Source organism: Pseudomonas rossensis, assembly GCF_039888995.1.
Lineage (GTDB): Bacteria > Pseudomonadota > Gammaproteobacteria > Pseudomonadales > Pseudomonadaceae > Aquipseudomonas > Aquipseudomonas rossensis.
Genome location: NZ_JBBWCB010000423.1, coordinates 1 through 229 on the forward strand (window position 1 = coordinate 1; position 229 = coordinate 229).

1 pseudogene is annotated in these 229 nt (G+C 63.8%); it reads left to right on the forward strand.

The window, feature by feature from the left end:
- Positions 1 to 229, forward strand: a pseudogene (locus tag WLY71_RS31140) (calcium-binding protein); the annotation flags it as partial.

Sequence of the window (229 nt, forward strand, 5' to 3'; positions counted from 1 at the left end):
GTGAAGGTTATTGAACAGGACAACGGTGGCTACGATGAGCTGCGCAGCAGTGCGCCGACGGCGACCCTGGACCCGTTCATTGAAAAGCTGACTTACACCGGCACCGGCAATTTCACCGGCACCGGCAATGCCGGCGACAACATGATCGTCGGCGGCGCGGGCAATGACGTGCTGATTGGCGGCGGCGGTGCCGACCAGTTGATCGGCGGCGCCGGCCTGGACATGGCCA